This window comes from Streptomyces nojiriensis, assembly GCF_017639205.1.
Taxonomy (GTDB): domain Bacteria; phylum Actinomycetota; class Actinomycetes; order Streptomycetales; family Streptomycetaceae; genus Streptomyces; species Streptomyces nojiriensis.
On sequence record NZ_CP071139.1, the window covers coordinates 3,747,273 to 3,763,720 of the forward strand.

Here is a 16,448-nt window from a genome sequence, read left to right on the forward strand (position 1 = left end):
AGTGACGACATTTGACCGGAGGGAAGCAAGAAAAGACAGACCTTGACTTGACCCTTACAACTGCACTATGCGGTCAGGGAGTTCCGCTATCCGGACGTTCCGCAGCCATACGGGGCGAAGGGCCCTTCCCGACCCCACGAGTGGTCCGTCCCGTCCCCCTTTCTGCCCCTGCCGCCGCCCGGAAAATGATCCCGTGCGCCCCCTGTGCTCCGGCACCGTGTGTTAGGTCACGCTTACCGGCGGTCCGACTCGGGCATCTCCCGTCATAGAGTCACTTGACGCGCGAACTGGTTGAGCCGACTCCCCCTCCCCTCACCGAGGACGGATAACGCCATGCCGCGTCCGACTGCCGCACAGCTCGCGTACGGGTCCGCCACGGTCGTCGTGTCGACGATCGCCATGCTGCTGCTCTCGCAGACGAGCACCGGGCTCGGTGTCGCGGTCATCTCCGCTGCCGCGCTCGCCCTGGGTCTGCTCGTCGCGCTCACCGTACCCATCCCGCGGCGCCGCGGCCGCCACGCGGCGCGTACGGGGTCCTCCGCGGCCGCCGGGGCCTCCGAGGCCCGGGAGGGCGCCACAGGGGCCGCCCGGGCGCCCGAGTCCCGGCCGGCGACGGCCGAACACCCCGTACACCACTGACGGTTGACGCCCGACGCGGCGCGGGCGGCCGCCCCCGGAGGGACGGCCGCCCGCGTCGCGATGCGTGATGTCTAGCTCGTGGCCTGGACCACCACGGTCTTGGCGACCTTGTCGTGCAGGCCCTGCTTGTACGGCTTGTCGACCAGGATCGAGACGACCAGCGCGATCGGCCACAGGCAGGCGCAGCAGATCAGGGTCGGCAGCCAGAGCACGGCGGCGCGCGTCAGGGAGGTTTTGGAGTTCGGCACGCTCCCGTCGTTGAGCATCGCGACGCGCAGGCTCATCGCCTTCTTGCCGACCGTCCGGCCGTTCTTCTTGGTGAACCACCAGTCGTAGCCGACGTACGCGACGATCGAGATCAGGGTCATGATCAGGCCGCTGCCGCTGTAGGACTTGCCGACGACCTCGCTGAAGTCCTCGCCCTGGTCGGCGTTGAACCGGTAGCGGCTCGTGCCGAAGGCCAGCTGGATGAGGGCCAGCGGGATGGCGATGATCACGACGTCGATGATGCGCGCGAGGAGCCGCTTGCCGAAGTCGGCGAGCGGGGGCATCCCGGCGAGCGGGTCGGGCATGCCGTAGCCGCCGCTCCCGCCGTACGGGTCCCCGCCGCCGCCTCCGTACGGGGGCGGCGGGGGCGGGTATCCCCCGCCGCCGCCCGGGCCGCCGGGCGGGGGCGGCGGACCACCGCTGCCGGGGGGCGGCGAGTCGTACGGCGAACCGCCCGACGGAGGCGTCGGTTCCTGGGGCTTCTTGAGGAACGGGTCGTCCTCGGGCGGCTGGCCCGGCGGCTGGTCGGTACTCATGGCCCGAGTCGAACCCGGCTCCGACACCCTCGCAACGGGACCGCGTCCATTCGGGGGCCGGGTCGGGGCCGGGCCCGGTCCCGGGGGCCACCCGGGCCGCACGGGCGGGCTCAGCGGGCCACGTACGTCCTGGCCGCCTTGTCGTGCCAGGCCTGGCGGCGCGGGCGGTCCACTAGGCACCAGAGGCTGCCCGGGAGGCCGAGGAGTGCGTACACCAGCCAGCGGAGCAGGGCCGCGCCGAAGGTGGGCGGGCGCAGGGTGGCGGTGGCCAGGACCCGGACGCCCAGCAGCTTCTTGCCCGGGGTGCGACCCCAACGGGCGGTGGGCAGCACCTCGTAGAGGATCCCGAAGAGGAGGACGGCGCCGAGGACCAGGCCCAGGAGGCCGGCGATGGTTCCGTCGAGGAGCCAGACGGTGGTGGTGCGCCCGCTCGCCCGGGCGGCGTCCACCTTGGCCTCGACATGGGCGGCGGCCTCGGGAAGGAGGGGCCGGGCCACGGCCACCGCGACGGCGGCGTGCACGAGGGAGTCCAGCGCACGGGCCACGGCCCGGCGCGGCAGTCCGGCGGGGCGCACGGCCCGCTCGGCCATCCGCTCGAACACCTCCCGGGGCGTACGGGCCGCCGCGGGGCGGGAGCCGGAGCCGCCCGGGCGGTCCGCCTCGGGCCCGCGCGGCTCCCGGCTCTGCGGCTGCGGCTCGGCCTGCGACTGCTGCTGGGGCTGGGGCTCCGCCGGGGCGGGCGCCTCGGGCCGCGGCGTGATCCTCGGGCGCACTCCGGCGGGGCGCGGCGCCCACACCTCGGGCCGGTCGGCGGCAGGGGCCGCGGGGCGCGGCCGGGAGGGTGCGGGTACGGGAGCGGGGGCGGGCGCGGGAGTCGGCGCGGGCGCGTCGGCGACCGCCTCGGGCCAGGAGGAGGTGAGCCCGGACCCGCCGGACCCGCCCGCCCCGGGGGCGTCGGGCCACGCCGGAGCCGGAACGGTGGCCGGGGCCGCAGCCGCGGCGGCCGGGGAGGGGACCGACAGGATCCCAGAGGAGGCCTGCTCGGGCGGTCTCGCGGGCGCCGTACGGGCCAGGGAGATGCCCGCCGACCGCGGGGACGGTTCCGGTTCCGGTTCGGGTTCCGGTTCGGGCTGCGCGGCGGGTTCCGGATCCGGCGTGCTGCCCCACGACACCCGGTGGTCGCGGGGCCCGCCGAAGCCGGCCTGGTGCACGGGATCGGCCTGCCACACCACGGGCTCGGGGGCGAGTGCATGCACGGGGGCGGGGGCGGAGGCGGGGGCGGGCTCCGGCAGCGCCTCGGTCATGGAGGTCTCGTCGAGGAACACCGGCCCCGTCTCGTCCACCCGCGGGAGCTGCCCGCCGCGGGCGGCGGGTGGAGCGGGGGCGGCGACGGGGGCGGGCGCGGCGACCGGTGCGGACTGGGCGGCGGGTGCCGGCTGCGGGGCAGGGCGGCTCGTACCGGGAACCCAGGCCGCTCCGTTCCAGTAGCGGATGTACCCCGGGATGGACGGATCCGGGTAGTAGCCCTCGCGGGCCGCGTTCTCGCCGTCACCAGGGGAGGCCGTCATGTCCCCAACTCCGATCGTGGCTTGAGGCTTGTGCAAGGGAGGACCATAGCCAAGAACCGCCCCCCGACAGGTCCGGTAACGGGAGAATCCAAGCAAACGAGCGAACGTCACCCTGCACGACGGTTTTCGGTCAGTCGAAAGAAATCGGCCAATCTCCGGTTCGCTGCCCGAAGTCGCGTCATACCCGGGCACACTGCCGCTCTCTCCGGGTGTGGGGCCCCGTCCGGCCCCGCGCACCGAACCGAAGTGAGGCCGTCATGCACCACCCCGTCATCGAGCGCGAGCTGGAACTGAAACTGGTCCTGTCCCCCGAGCGCAGCATCGCCGTCCCCGCGCGGCTCATCTACCTCACGCACGACCCGTACGCCGTCCACATCACCTTCCACACCGGCTCGAACACGCCCGTCAACTGGACGTTCGCCCGCGAGCTGCTCGTCGAGGGGGTGTTCCGCCCCTGCGGCCACGGCGACGTCCGGATCTGGCCCACGAAGGTCGACGACAAGGCCGTGCTCTGCATGGCGCTCACCTCCCCCGACGGCGACGCCCTCCTGGAGGCCCCGGCGGGCTCCGTGTCTGCCTGGCTGGAGCGCACGCTGCGCGTCGTTCCGCCCGGCACCGAGACCGAGCGCCTCGCCCTGGACGACGCGCTGGCCGAACTGCTCACCCCGACCCCGGCCGACGACCTGTGGCTGCGCGACCCGTGGCCGTCGGACGAGTCGGCGGACGGGGACCTGTGATGCCGGGCGACCGCACGCCCGCCGGCCCCGGCCGCCCCGCCCGCACCCGCCCCGGCCGCGCCCGGCGGACGGCGTCAGAAGAGCTTGCCGGGATTGAGCAGCCCGAGCGGGTCGAAGGCCTGCTTGACGGCCCGCTGCATCTCCAGCCCCACCGGGCCGAGTTCGCGGGCCAGCCACTCCTTCTTCAGCACACCGACCCCGTGCTCGCCGGTGATGGTCCCGCCCAGGGAGAGGCCGAGCGCCATGATCTCGCCGAAGGACTCGCGAGCCCGCCGCGTCTCGTCCTCGTCCGCGGGGTCGAAGCAGACGATCGGGTGGGTGTTGCCGTCCCCGGCGTGCGCGCAGACCCCGATGAGCAGGTCCTGGGCGCGGGCGATGGCGGCCGTACCGTCCAGCATCTCGCCGAGCCGCGAGCGCGGTACGCAGACGTCGTCGATCATCGTCGCCGGCCGCAGCGCCTCCAGCGCGGGGAAGGACATCCGGCGGGCCTGGAGCAGCAGTTCGGACTCCGCCTGATCCTCGGCGGGGACGACGGCGGTGGCCCCGGCGGCCGTGCACAGCTCCCCCACGGCCGCGAGGTCCTCGGGGGCGTGCGGGGTGTCGAAGGCGGCCAGCAGCAGGGCCTCCGTGGCCTCGGGCAGCCCCATCTTCCCGAGGGCGTTGACGGCCCGTACGGTCGTCCGGTCCATCAGCTCCAGCAGCGAGGGGGTCAGGCCCGCCTCCATGACGGCGCAGACGGCCTCGCAGGCGGCCGCGACGGAGGGGAACTCGGCGGCCAGCGCCAGCTGCCGGGGCGGCGCCGGCCGCAGGGCGAGGACGGCCTGGACGACCACGCCCAGGCTGCCCTCGGAGCCCACGAAGAGCCGGGTGAGGTCGTAGCCCGCCACGCCCTTGGCGGTACGCCGGCCCGTGCGCAGCAGCCGCCCGTCGGCCAGGACGACGTCGAGGCCGAGCACGTACTCGGCGGTGACCCCGTACTTGACGCAGCACAGGCCGCCCGAGGCGGTGCCGATGTTGCCGCCGATGGTGCACTGCTCCCAGCTGGAGGGGTCGGGCGGGTAGTACAGGCCCTGTTCGGCGACCGCCCGTGAGAGCACGGCGTTGACCACGCCCGGCTCGACCACGGCGATGCGGTCGACGGCGCTGATCTCCAGGATCCGGTCCATCTTGACGAGCGAGAGCACGATGCAGCCGTCGGAGGCGTTGGCGCCGCCCGACAGGCCCGTCCGGGCGCCCTGCGGGACCACGGGGATCCGTAGGGCCGTGGCGGTGCGCAGGACGTGCTGGACCTGTTCCACGGTCCGGGGCAGGACGACGGCGGCCGGGGTGCCGGCGGCGCAGAAACTGGCCATGTCGGTGGCGTAGGAGGTGGTCACCTGGGGGTCGGTGAGCAGGGCCTCGGCGGGGAGCCCTTCGAGCAGGCGGGCCCGCAGACGTGCGAAGAGGTCGTCATCCATGGGTCCAGCGTGGCAGCCGGGGCCATCGGTGTGAACACGACCGCGACCCCCTTCGGACACCTCGGCGAGCTCTTCATATTGACGCACAGTGACCCCATGGACCGTATCGACGAGGAATCGCAGACGCCGGCGCCGCCCGTGACCTTCACCGGCCGCAAGACGCTCGTGGCGGCCGCGGTCGCCGTGGTCCTGATCGCCGGGGCCCTGCTGATCCGCCCTGCCAGGACGGCCGACGACGCCCGTCCGCCGGAGCCGGGCGAGCGGGCCGCGTCGGCGGTGGGCATGGGCGCGCCCGCGGCCGCGGTGGACCTGACGGCGCTGGTGGCGGACCGGGAGAAGTGGCTCGCGGCGCATCCGGAGGATGACGCCTCGTGGGCCGTGCTCGGCTCCGCGTACCTCGAACAGGCGCGGCGGACGGCCGATTCCGGCTGGTTCCCGAAGGCGGAGCAGGCCCTGAAGCGCTCGCTGGAGGTCCGGCCGGCCGAGAAGGGCAACTTCGACGCGATGACCGGCATGGGCGCGCTGGCCAATGCCCGGCGGGACTTCGGGACGGCCCGCAAGTGGGGTGAGCTCGTACGGGCGCAGGCGCCCAAGCGGTGGACGGCGTACCCGGTGCTGGTGGACGCGTACACCGGGCTCGGGGACTACAAGGCCGCGCAGAAGGCGATGGAGCTGCTGCTGGACATGCGGCCGGGCCTGGCCGCGTACGTCAGGGCCTCGCAGGTCTACCGGGACCGCGGCTGGCGCGAGGACGCGGTGGTGGCGATGGAGCACGCGGCGGGTGCGGCGAAGGCCCCGGCGGAGAAGGCGTACGCGCTGTTCCGTCTCGGGGAGCTGTCCTGGGAGCGGGGTGACGCGGCCGAGGCGCTGCGGCAGTACGAGGGCGCGCTGCGGACGGATCCGGCGCAGGCGGAGGCCCTCGGCGGCCGGGCCCGCGCGCTGGCCGCCCTGGGGCGCGGCGGGGAGGCGGTACGGGACTACCGGCTGGCGCTGGGCCGGTCGGCGGTGCCGCAGCTGGCGCGGGAGCTCGGCGAACTGCTGGACGCGCTGGGGCGGGGGCCGGAGGCGCGCGCCCAGTACGAGGCGCTGACCACGATGGTGGCCCGCGACAGCAGGAACGGGGTCGACGACGTCGTGCTCCTCGGCCTGTACGAGGCGGACCACGGCGATCCGGCGGCGGCGGTGCGGAGCCTGTCGGAGGAGTGGTCGCGGCACAAGAGCGTGCAGGTCGCGGACGCGCTGGGGTGGGCGCTGCACCAGACCGGCGAGGACGCGGCGGCGCTGGAGTACGCGAAGAAGGCCACGGAACCGGGACTGCGCAGCGCCGACTTCGCCTTCCACCGGGCGATGATCGAACGCGGCCTCGGTGACGAGGAGGCGGCCCGCCGCCACTTCCAGGAGGCCATGCGGACGAACCCGCACTTCTCGCCGCTGCGCGGGCCGGTGGCGAAGCAGGCCCTGGCGTCGATCGCGCAGCCGCCGCCGGGGGGCCCGGAGAACATCCGGCCGACCGCTCCGTGGGTGGAACCGGAACTCCCGAAGGCGGCGAAGCCGACGCCGACCCCGAAGCCGGCGGGGCGCTGAACCCCGGCCCGGGAAACACGACGGCGCCGCACCCGGGAACGGGTGCGGCGCCAGGCCCCCCTCGGGCCGTGTCTGCGGGCCTAGGCCGTCTCTTTCGGATCTTGCCGGAGGCTAGAGGTTGCCGCGCTTGTCCTGCTCGCGCTCGATCGCCTCGAACAGGGCCTTGAAGTTGCCCTTCCCGAAGCCCATCGAGCCGTGGCGCTCGATGATCTCGAAGAAGACCGTCGGGCGGTCCTGCACCGGCTTGGTGAAGATCTGCAGCAGGTAGCCGTCCTCGTCGCGGTCGGCCAGGATCTTCAGCTCGCGCAGCTCGTCGATCGGCACGCGGGTGTCGCCGACCCACTCGCCGAGGGTGTCGTAGTACGTGTCCGGGACGGACAGGAACTGGACGCCCGCCGCGCGCATCGAGCGGACCGTCGAGACGATGTCGTTCGAGGCCAGCGCGATGTGCTGGACACCGGGGCCGTTGTAGAACTCCAGGTACTCGTCGATCTGCGACTTCTTCTTCGCGATCGCCGGCTCGTTGATCGGGAACTTGACCTTCTTGGTGCCGTCCGCGACCACCTTGGACATCAGCGCCGAGTACTCGGTCGCGATGTCGTCGCCCACGAACTCCTTCATGTTCGTGAAGCCCATGACCTTGTTGTAGAACGCGACCCACTCGTTCATCCGGCCGAGCTCGACGTTGCCGACGCAGTGGTCGATGGCCTGGAAGGTGCGCTTGGCCGGGGGCTCGACCATCGGGTCGACGGCCACGTAGCCCGGCAGGTACGGGCCGGTGTAGTCGCCGCGCTCGACCAGCGTGTGGCGGGTCTGGCCGTATGTGGCGATCGCGGCCAGCACGACCGTGCCGTTCTCGTCCTTGACCTCGTACGGCTCGTCCAGCCCGCGGGCGCCCTGCTCGACGGCGTACGCGTACGCCGCGCGGACGTCCGGGACCTCGATGGCGAGGTCGATCACGCCGTCGCCGTGCTCGGTGACGTGCTCGGCGAGGAAGCGGCCGTGGTCGGTCGTCGCCTTGATGACCGAGGTCAGCACGAAGCGCGCGGAGCCGTTGGTCAGGACGTAGCTGGCCGTCTCGCGGGAGCCGGTCTCCGGTCCGGAGTAGGCCACGAGCTTCATGCCGAAGGCGGTCGAGTAGTAGTGCGCGGCCTGCTTGGCGTTGCCGACGGCGAAGACGACCGCGTCCATGCCCTTCACGGGGAAGGGGTCGGCCTCACGCGCGGTGTGCGGGGTGGTTTCGAGGTTCGCCAGGGACTCAGTCATGACGGCAGAGTCCCGCCGATCCACAAGCTGCGCAATAGTTTCCAGTTTGACTGTACAAACTGCCCAGCCTGACCGCAGGCTGGTTGAAACATCTGTGCACTATGACCACCCACGAGCACGCGTGGGCACCCGGAGGCGTCCATGGGCATCGACGAACTCGACGGCCGGCTCATCGTCCTGCTCGCCCGCGAGCCGCGGATCGGGGTCCTGGAGGCCTCGCGGCGGCTCGGCGTGGCCCGCGGGACCGTGCAGGCGCGGCTGGACCGGCTCCAGTCGAACGGGGTCATCCGCGGATTCGGCCCGCAGGTCGACCCGACGGCCCTCGGGTATCCGGTGACCGCGTTCGCGACGCTGGAGATCAAGCAGGGGCAGGGGGCCGACGTACGGGCGCACCTGGACGGGGTGCCGGAGGTGCTGGAGCTGCACACCACCACCGGGCACGGGGACATGCTGTGCCGGCTGGTGGCCCGGTCCAACGCCGACCTCCAGCGCGTGATCGACCGCGTCGTCGGCTTCGAGGGGATCGTGCGGGCCTCGACGGCGATCGTGATGGAGAACCCCGTACCGCTGCGGATCATCCCGCTGGTGGAGCAGGCGGCGGAGGACGACACCCGGGCCTGACGCCCGTGCGCCGGGGAAACGGGATCCCAAGAAGGCGTTGCAAAGAACTCTTTGCAAGCCTATCGTCGAGCCATGCCCGAGAAGCCGTTGGAACCCACGGAGCCCAACGTCCGTACGCTCGACGCCCGTTCACTGCGCGGCCTCGCCCACCCCCTGCGCATCCGCCTGCTGGGCGCGCTGCGCCACGACGGCCCCGCGACCGCCTCCCGGCTGGCGGACCGGCTCGGGGAGTCGAGCGGCGCCACCAGCTACCACCTGCGCCAGCTAGCGGCCCACGGCTTCGTCGAGGACGCGCCCGAGCACGGCAAGGGCCGCGAACGCTGGTGGCGGGCCGTGCACGACGGCACGGCGTTCGACGAGACGCTGACGCTCGACGAGGACCCGGCCGTGCGCGGTGCGGCGGACCTCTTCCTGCACGAGATCGCGACGATCCACACGCAGGAGCTGAGCACCTGGCTGGGCAGCGCCCACAACTGGCCCACGGAGTGGCGGCGCGGCGCGGACATGAGCGACTTCACCCTGCACCTGACCCCAGCGCAGAGCCACGAGCTGATCCACAAGATGCACGACCTGATCAACAGCTACCGCGACCTGCCGGCCTCGCAGGAGACGAAGGCGGTCCGCTTCCACACACACGCCTTCCCGCGCGAAGCGTGACCCCGGCGGGGTGCTCGGCGGGCGGCTCGGCGGCACGGATCCCTCTGCCGAGGTGGGTCGCCTCAATCGCCGACGGGGCCGGTCCCCTGCGGGGGGCTTGGCGGTTCACGGCGCGGGCTGCCCCCACCGGGGCCGCGCCTCAAACGCCGGCGGGGCTTCAAAGGGTGGGGCGGTGCCCCGCACGAGGGTCTCCTCGGCTCGGCGCGTTCGGGCTCGTCCCGGCCAGGCGGCCGTGGTCGCGCCTCGTCCTGCGGGGACCCTCCTGCGTGTCCCCGCCCCACGGCAGGGCTTCGACGGCGGAAGGGGAGTGGGGACGGGGCGGGGTGTCCCCGCAGGACGAGGCGCGACCACCGGGCACAACCGAGACACACAGCACGCGCCGAGCCGAGGAGACACCCCGGCGCGGCCCCACGGACCGACCCGTGCCGACAAGCCCGCCACACCCAGCCCCGCCGGCGTTTGAGGCGCGGGTCCGGGCAGCGCCCGGCAGACGACCCGCGCCCGGCAAACGGCCCGCGCACCGCACACATCATCCGAGGAGTCCACCGTGCACGCCTTACCGCCCGACGAACCGACCCGCCGCGCGGACCGGCGCCCCCTGGTCGGGGTACTGACCGCCAACACCATCTCCATAGCCGGGAGTTCACTCACCCTCATCGGTGTCCCGTTCTTCGTGCTGCACACCACGGGCAGCGCCGGCCGGGCCGGGGTCGTCGCCTTCTGCGCCACCCTGCCCGTCATCGTGGCCGCCCTGGTCGGCGGACCGGTCATCGACCGGATCGGCCGCCGCCGGGTCTCCGTCGCCTCCGACCTGGTCAGCGGCCTGTCGGTCGGCGCGATCCCGCTGCTGCACCACACGGGCGTCCTGGAGTTCTGGATGCTGTGCGCGCTGATGGCCGTCGGCGGCCTCGTGCACACCCCCGGCCTGACCGCCCGCGCCGTGCTGCTGCCCCATCTCGCCGAGCACGCCGGCACCACCATCACCCGGGCCGCCGGCCTCTACGACGCGGTCTCGCGCGGCGCCCGGATGATCGGGGCCGCGGTGGCCGGACTGCTCATCGCGGCGTTCGGCGCCGAGACCGTACTGCTGCTGGACGCGGCGACCTTCGGGGCGTCGGCGCTGCTGGTCGCCGCGTTCCTGCGCGGGGTACCGGCCGCCGAACCGCAACGCGCCGCCGGGAAGGTGTCGCTCACGGCCTACCGCGACGAACTCGCCGAGGGCTGGGCCTTCATGACCCGCACCCGGCTGCTGCTGGGCGTCACGGTGATGGTCATGATGACCAACGGGCTGGACCAGGGCTGGTCCTCGGTCCTGCTGCCGGTGCACGGCCAGGAGGCCCTCAGCGGCGCCACCGCGATCGGCCTGACGATCTCCCTCTTCGGCGGCTTCGCCCTGCTGGGCGCCCTGGTCTACGGCATGTGGGGCGAGCGCTTCCCGCGCCGCGCGGTGTTCACGGCGGCCTTCCTGCTCTCCGGGGCGACCCGGTACGTGGTGGCCGCCCTCACCGACACGACCCTGCCGCTCGCCGTGACGATGGCCCTGGCCGGCCTGGGCGCGGGCATGCTCAACCCGATCCTGACCACGGTCATGTACGAGCAGGTGCCGGAGGCGCTGCGCAGCCGTGTCTCGGGCGTCGCCACGGCGGGCTGCGAGCTGACCATGCCGCTGGGCGGACTCGCCGCGGGCCTGCTGGTCGACGGGTTCGGGGTCACCACCGCGCTTTTGCTGTTCGGCGGCACGTACCTGCTGACGACGCTCGCCCCGATGGTCTTCCCGGCCTGGCGCGGACTGGACCGGGCGCCGGCCGTCAGCAGGACGGAGCCGGCTCTCCCCGGTTCAGCGCGCGCAGCGAGTTCACGGCATCCGTCAGCGAGGTGACGGGGACCAGTCGCAGCCCCTCGGGGAGTTCCGACAGGGCGTCCGCGCACTCGGCCTTCGGTACGAGGAAGACGCTCGCCCCGTCGCGCCGGGCGGCCTGGGTCTTCAGGGCCACCCCGCCGACCGCGCCGACCTCGCCGTCGGCGGTGATGGTGCCCGTACCGGCGACGCTGCGACCGCCGGTGAGATCGCCTCCGCTGCCGTCGCCGTCGAGCTTGTCGACGATGCCGAGGGAGAACAGGAGCCCGGCGCTCGGGCCGCCGACGTCGGCGAGGTTGAGCTCGACCTTGACGTCCTTGGGGTCCTTGTGGAGGAAGCCGAGGGCCGCGTCGGTGGCGGCCGACTGCGACTTGGTCATCTCCTCCAGGTTGTGCTTCTCGATCTCCTCGTCGCTTCCGCCCGAGGAGTAGACGGCGTCCCTGGGCATGACCGCCTGATCAGTCTTGAACCAGTGGCCGATGAGCTCGTGCAGCTTCATGGTCGAGGACGGGCCGGTGGCCCGGATGGTGGTCATCCGCAGCTCGCCCTTGGTGTCCCGGACCGGGGCACCGGTCACGGTGATGACCGGCTTGCCCTGGTCGGAGCCCAGAACGTCGGCCGTGAGCCCGGGAATGGCGACCACGAAGGGCAGCGGCGCGAAGGCGGCGGCGGCGAACAGCCCGAGTACGGGCACGGCGCAGACGGCCAGGGCGGCGGGACGCGGCAGACGTGTGAGGCGTGAGAGCACCCGCCCAATCTATCCGGCCCCTCCCACCCCACCGGGCCACCCCGGCCCCGCCGGGCACATCCGGCCGCGGCGCCGCACCCGGCGTCGATCCGCCGAGCCCGCGGCCTAGCGAAGGGCGTCGGCCACCTCGCGCGCCGCGTCGACCACCCGCGGCCCGACCCGCTCCGGCACCGCGTCCGACAGCATGACGACGCCGACGCTGCCTTCCAGCCCGGTGATGCCCACGAGCGGCGCGGCGGCGCCGCTGGCGCCCGCTTCCAGCTCTCCGTGGGTCAGCGTGTACCCCGGCTCGATCAGGGAGCCCTGACGGGCTGCCAGGATGGCCCGCCCGGCGGCCCCGCGGTCCAGCGGGTGGCGGAAGCCGGCCCGGTAGGCCACGTGGTAGTCCGTCCAGGTCGGCTCCACGACGGCGACGGCGAGCGCCTCGGTGCCGTCGACGAGGGTCAGGTGCGCGGTGGCACCTATGTCCTCGGCGAGGGACCGCAGCGCGGGCAGGGCGGCCTCGCGTACGAGCGGGTGGACCTGTCGGCCCAGCCGCAGCACTCCGAGCCCGACCCGGGCCCGGCCGCCGAGGTCACGGCGGACCAGGGCGTGCTGTTCGAGGGTGGCGAGGAGCCGGTAGACCACGGTGCGGTTCACACCGAGGCGGTTGGAGAGCTCGGTGACGGTCAGACCGTGGTCGGTGTCGGCGAGCAGTTTGAGGACTCTGAGCCCTCTGTCGAGAGTCTGGGAGGTTTCCGCGGTCACGACGCCTCTCCCTCTTTCGGTGGGCGGCGGTGACTCTCGGGGTGGCACGTCGCCGGTCCCGCGGCGACGCACGGAGAGGCCGCCGGTAGCGGCCATAGCACCGGCTGCGCTCCCGCGGCGGCGCTGCCACGGTGCGTTTGATGCGGGGACAGTAGCGAGCAGGTCCGCTCAGCGGAAGGGCTCGTCCAGAATCCGGGCGCGTGCTACCTGTTTATGCCGTTTCCTGATCGACCTCGGTGTCAATTCGTGACCTCGATTGCCACAGGACGCCTTTACCACCCCATTACTCTGAGCATGTTCAAAACGACTGTGACCGGCTCCAGGGGGGATGCGCCGACGCGCACCTGGAGTCCACCAGGGGGGAATCACCACCTATGAAGCTCAAGCGCATTGCCGTCGCGGCCGCCGCCGCGGTAGTGGGTCCGACGGTCCTGATGGCCACTCCCGCGATGGCCGACGAGGTCGCCAACCCGGCGGTCTCGACCCCGGACGCGGCCCCGAAGGACGACGCGGCGCCGACGCCCGGCGAGAGCACCGGGTCGCCGGCGCCCGAGGCGCAGCAGCCCGGGTCCGCCCAGCAGCCGGAGGCCCCGGAGACCCCGGAGACCCAGCCGCAGCAGCAGCCGAAGCAGCAGCAGCCGGCCGAGGCTGCCAAGACCGGGCAGAAGGCCGAGGAGCGGGCCGCCGCCGCGGGTCCGAAGCTGACCCTGGACGGGCTCCCCACCAGGTTCACGGCCGGCGCCGGCTGGAGCGAGTTCTCCCTGCACGTGGACAACTCGGGCCGCGCCGCGGTCGACGACCACTCGCTCGAACTGGTCCTGTGGACGCTCGACACCTTCGGCTGGGAGGCGGGCGACATCCGGACCGAGATCTACGCGCCCGACTCCAAGGGCACCTGGGGCTGGCACGCGGTCGAGGCGGACGGCTCCGAGGAGGTGTACTCCTTCAGCCTGGCCGACGTCGATGTCGAAAAGAACGAGGTCTTCGACCTCAAGCTTCGGATGAAGTTCGGCAAGGACACCCCGCCCTCCCGCTTCTCCCTGTCCACGACCTCCGAGGGCGGCACCGGGGACCGCGTCCGGTACGAGTCCAGGGTCACCGGCCCCGGGCAGGAAGAGAGCAACGGCCCGAAGGTCTCGGTGCGGGGCCTGTCGGCGGGCGGCTTCACGGCCGGCGGCGGTTGGCAGCCGTTCTTCCTGAACGTCGACAACTCCGGCAAGAAGAAGATCGACGAGTACGGCTTCACGCTCGTCTTCGACAACGCCGTCAACAGCCTCCGGGGCGAGCACCTCGACCTGGAGATCTGGAACGGCGCCCGCTGGGTCCCCGCCGTGAAGGATCCGTCCGGTCAGCTCGCCGGCACGATCTTCGACCGCGCCGTCGGCGAGGACGCGAAGTTCGACATCCAGCTGCGGGCCAAGTTCAGCAAGGACGCCCCGGTCGGCAAGATCTTCGCCGTCGTGCTCGCGGACGACCACGGCGTGGACCACATCACCTCCGACGTGGCCTTCGCCCACACCTCGATCAACCCGGCGACGAGCACCGGCAACCAGCCCACGCCGGACGGCGGCGGCGCCAAGCCGATCGTCGACGGAAACGGCACCGGAAACGGCACGGGCACCGCGAACGGCACCGGAAACGACACGGCGCCCACCACCGGTGGCCGGCTGGCCGAGACCGGCTCCGACGCCGCCACCAGCTGGGCCCTCGGCGGCGCCGGCGTGGCGCTCGCCATGGGCGCGGCCCTGGTCGCCGGCACCGGCCGCCGACGCCGCCCGACCGCGTAACGGCGGACGGGGTCCGTGCGAACCTCCGCACGGACCCCGTCCCCCACTCCGTGGGAACTCACCGCATACGGGTGGCCCACTCCTGCACCTTCTTGATCCGCTCGCGCAGCTGCCCCGCGGTCGCCTCCGCGCTCGGCGGCCCGCCGCACACCCGGCGCAGCTCCGTGTGGATCACCCCGTGCGGCTTCCCGCTCTGGTGGACGTAGGCGCCCACCATCGTGTTCAGCGACTTGCGCAGCTCCAGCAGCTCCTTGTGCGAGACCACGGGCCGCCGGTCGGCCGGCAGCTCCAGCAGGTCCGCCTCGGAGTCCGGCTTGCGGCGGCTGTGCGCGATCTGCCGCGACTGCCGCTTCTGCAGCAGCATCTGCACCTGGTCCGGCTCCAGCAGCCCGGGGATGCCGAGGTAGTCCTGCTCCTCCTCGCTGCCCGGGTGCGCCTGCATGCCGAATTCGGCGCCGTCGTAGAGGACCCGGTCGAAGACCGCGTCGGACTCCAGCGCCTCGAAGGACATCTGCTCGTCCTCGCCGGTGTCCTCGTCCTCCTGCTTGTTCGCCTCGTCCATCTCCTTCTCGGACTCGGCGTACGGATCCTCCTCGCCCTGCTTCTTGGGCTTGTCGAGGACGTGGTCGCGCTCGACCTCCATCTCGTTGGCGAAGCCGAGGAGGTAGGGAATGGTCGGCAGGAACACGGACGCGGTCTCGCCGCGCCTGCGCGAACGCACGAAGCGGCCCACGGCCTGCGCGAAGAACAGCGGCGTCGAGATGGTGGTGGCGTAGACGCCCACCGCGAGGCGCGGTACGTCGACGCCCTCGGACACCATGCGGACCGCGACCATCCAGCGGCTGCCGTCCTCGCTGAACTCGTCGATCCGCTTCGACGCGCCGGTGTCGTCGGAGAGCACCACGGTCGCCTTGCTGCCGGTGATCTCCCGGAGCAGCTTGGCGTAGGCGCGCGCCGAGTCCTGGTCGGAGGCGATGACGAGGCCACCGGCGTCCGGGATGCCCTTGCGGACCTCCGTCAGCCGCTGGTCGGCGGCGCGCAGCACGTTCGGCATCCAGTCGCCGCGCGGGTCCAGCGCCGTGCGCCAGGCCTGGGAGATGGCGTCCTTGGTCATCGGCTCGCCGAGCCGGGCCGCGATCTCGTCGCCGGCCTTGGTCCGCCAGCGCATGTTGCCGCTGTAGGAGAGGAAGATGACCGGCCGGACGACGCCGTCGCCGAGCGCGTTCCCGTAGCCGTAGGTGTAGTCGGCGGAGGACCGCCGGATCCCGTCGTTGCCCTCCTCGTACGTGACGAAGGGGATCGGGTTCGTGTCGGACCGGAAGGGCGTTCCGGTCAGGGCCAGGCGCCGGGTCGCCGGGTCGAAGGCCTCCAGGCAGGCCTCGCCCCAGGACTTCGAGTCACCGGCGTGGTGGATCTCGTCGAGGATGACGAGGGTCTTGCGCTGCTCACAGCGGTTGCGGTGCAGCATCGGCCGCACGCCGACACCGGCGTAGGTGACGGCGACACCGTGGTAGTCCTTGCTGAGCGGTCCGGCGGAGTACTCGGGGTCGAGCCGGATGCCTATCCGGGCCGCGGCCTCCGCCCACTGCTTCTTCAGGTGCTCGGTCGGCGCGACGACGGTCACCTGCTGCACGACGTGGTGGTGCAGCAGCCAGGAGGCGAGGGTGAGCGCGAAGGTGGTCTTGCCGGCGCCGGGCGTGGCGACCGCGAGGAAGTCCCGCGGCTGGTTCTGGATGTAGCGGTCGAGCGCCCTCTGCTGCCAGGCGCGCAGCTTGTTGGCGGTACCCCAGGGGGCACGGCCGGGGAAGGCGGGTGAGAGATGGTGGGAGGCGGTAGTAGTCACGGTCTCCGGTTCGTGCTCTCGGCGTATCTGGTACGGGTGGCAGGCAGTCGTACGTAGGACAACCGGGCCACCCTACCGGCCCGGGCCCGCCCCTCGCGGAGGGACAGGCCCGTGACCTCGGCGGGTGCGGCGA

Annotated in this window: 14 protein-coding genes; 7 read left to right on the plus strand and 7 right to left on the minus strand. The window is 72.8% G+C overall.

What is annotated here, in order from left to right:
* The first annotated feature begins 333 nt into the window (after positions 1-333).
* A complete protein-coding gene (locus JYK04_RS17465; RefSeq protein ID WP_189737583.1) occupies positions 334-639 on the plus strand; it encodes a hypothetical protein in 306 nt (101 codons plus the stop codon).
* A gap of 71 nt (positions 640-710) precedes the next feature.
* Here JYK04_RS17465 and JYK04_RS17470 read toward each other — a convergent pair whose 3' ends face one another.
* Entirely contained in the window at positions 711-1,442 is a 732-nt protein-coding gene (locus JYK04_RS17470; protein WP_189737401.1) for an RDD family protein, read from the minus strand.
* Between the two features lie 110 nt (positions 1,443-1,552).
* A complete protein-coding gene (locus JYK04_RS17475) occupies positions 1,553-3,010 on the minus strand; it encodes an RDD family protein (protein ID WP_189737404.1) in 1,458 nt (485 codons plus the stop codon).
* A gap of 257 nt (positions 3,011-3,267) precedes the next feature.
* Between JYK04_RS17475 and JYK04_RS17480 the strand changes: the two genes are divergently transcribed.
* A complete protein-coding gene (locus tag JYK04_RS17480; protein WP_189737407.1) occupies positions 3,268-3,747 on the plus strand; it encodes an SsgA family sporulation/cell division regulator in 480 nt (159 codons plus the stop codon).
* 74 nt (positions 3,748-3,821) lie between these two features.
* On the opposite strand, the gene JYK04_RS17485 is transcribed toward JYK04_RS17480, so the two are convergent.
* Positions 3,822-5,204 (minus strand): FAD-binding oxidoreductase, encoded by a 1,383-nt coding sequence (locus JYK04_RS17485; RefSeq protein WP_189737410.1) that lies wholly within the window; start codon positions 5,202-5,204, stop codon positions 3,822-3,824.
* A gap of 96 nt (positions 5,205-5,300) precedes the next feature.
* Here JYK04_RS17485 and JYK04_RS17490 point away from each other — a divergent pair, with 96 nt between their 5' ends.
* A complete protein-coding gene (locus tag JYK04_RS17490; protein ID WP_229875279.1) occupies positions 5,301-6,788 on the plus strand; it encodes a tetratricopeptide repeat protein in 1,488 nt (495 codons plus the stop codon).
* 111 nt (positions 6,789-6,899) lie between these two features.
* Here the strand turns inward: JYK04_RS17490 and hppD are convergent, their stop codons facing one another.
* Positions 6,900-8,054, minus strand: coding sequence for a 4-hydroxyphenylpyruvate dioxygenase (gene hppD, locus JYK04_RS17495; protein WP_189737413.1), 1,155 nt, complete (start codon positions 8,052-8,054; stop codon positions 6,900-6,902).
* A 141-nt stretch (positions 8,055-8,195) separates the two neighbouring features.
* Here hppD and JYK04_RS17500 point away from each other — a divergent pair, with 141 nt between their 5' ends.
* The 3 genes from JYK04_RS17500 (at position 8,196) to JYK04_RS17510 (ending at position 11,211) form a co-directional block, all read left to right on the plus strand.
* Positions 8,196-8,675 (plus strand): Lrp/AsnC family transcriptional regulator, encoded by a 480-nt coding sequence (locus JYK04_RS17500; RefSeq protein ID WP_189737417.1) that lies wholly within the window; start codon positions 8,196-8,198, stop codon positions 8,673-8,675.
* A gap of 72 nt (positions 8,676-8,747) precedes the next feature.
* Positions 8,748-9,332: an ArsR/SmtB family transcription factor gene (locus JYK04_RS17505; RefSeq protein ID WP_189737420.1), complete on the plus strand. Its 585-nt coding sequence runs from the start codon at positions 8,748-8,750 to the stop codon at positions 9,330-9,332.
* 547 nt (positions 9,333-9,879) lie between these two features.
* Positions 9,880-11,211 carry an MFS transporter gene (locus JYK04_RS17510; RefSeq protein WP_373297535.1) on the plus strand — a complete coding sequence of 444 codons (1,332 nt, stop codon included), beginning with the start codon at positions 9,880-9,882 and terminating at the stop codon, positions 11,209-11,211.
* Here the strand turns inward: JYK04_RS17510 and JYK04_RS17515 are convergent.
* Both JYK04_RS17515 and JYK04_RS17520 read right to left on the minus strand, forming a co-directional pair.
* Positions 11,141-11,938: a S16 family serine protease gene (locus JYK04_RS17515; protein ID WP_189747268.1), complete on the minus strand. Its 798-nt coding sequence runs from the start codon at positions 11,936-11,938 to the stop codon at positions 11,141-11,143. The genes JYK04_RS17510 and JYK04_RS17515 overlap by 71 nt on opposite strands.
* Positions 11,939-12,043: 105 nt before the next feature.
* Positions 12,044-12,685, minus strand: a complete 642-nt coding sequence (locus tag JYK04_RS17520; RefSeq protein ID WP_189747270.1) for an IclR family transcriptional regulator — start codon at positions 12,683-12,685, stop codon at positions 12,044-12,046.
* Between the two features lie 374 nt (positions 12,686-13,059).
* On the opposite strand from JYK04_RS17520, the gene JYK04_RS17525 reads away from it, so the two are divergent.
* Complete coding sequence (locus tag JYK04_RS17525; protein ID WP_189747272.1) at positions 13,060-14,472, plus strand: hypothetical protein; 1,413 nt, start codon at positions 13,060-13,062, stop codon at positions 14,470-14,472.
* 58 nt (positions 14,473-14,530) lie between these two features.
* Here the strand turns inward: JYK04_RS17525 and JYK04_RS17530 are convergent, their stop codons facing one another.
* The gene (locus tag JYK04_RS17530; protein WP_189747274.1) at positions 14,531-16,315 is read right to left on the minus strand and encodes a DEAD/DEAH box helicase; all 1,785 of its coding nucleotides are present in this window, start codon (positions 16,313-16,315) and stop codon (positions 14,531-14,533) included.
* Positions 16,316-16,448: the final 133 nt, after the last annotated feature.